This is a genomic window from Paraburkholderia sp. J8-2, from assembly GCF_905220195.1.
GTDB lineage: Bacteria > Pseudomonadota > Gammaproteobacteria > Burkholderiales > Burkholderiaceae > Paraburkholderia.
Genome location: NZ_CAJMZA010000130.1, coordinates 1 through 385, shown reverse-complemented (window position 1 = coordinate 385; position 385 = coordinate 1). Strand labels below are relative to the sequence as shown.

1 protein-coding gene is annotated in these 385 nt (G+C 64.7%); it reads right to left on the bottom strand.

Annotated elements, in window-relative coordinates:
• Positions 1 to 385 (bottom strand): dioxygenase (locus tag U5A52_RS43125; RefSeq protein WP_321940517.1); only part of this gene is annotated, 385 nt, incomplete at both ends.

Genomic DNA, 385 nt, shown 5'->3' with positions numbered 1-385 from the left:
GAAGTGCGAATAAAAGCCCTTCGAATTGGCGTGCCAGCATTCGACCAGGGCGCCCGCGAGCGGTTTGCCGTCGAGATCCGTGACGGTGCCGTGAATGACGAGCGGGCCCGCGTCGGCGTCCGGGTTGAGGTCGATACGCGAAACGCCTTCGCGCACCGGTGCGCCCGCAACGTACAACGGTCCTTCGATCGTGCGCGGCGTGCCGCCTTCGAGACCCACCGACTTGTCTGCGGCGTCCATGCGGATGTCGAGGTACTTTTCGAGGCCCAGGCCAGCCGCCAGCAGCGCAGCCTCGCCGTCCTGGCCCAGCTTGTTCAGATAGTTCACGCCGGCCCACACTTCATCGGGCGTGATGTCGAGATCGTCGATGGCCTTGAACAGATCG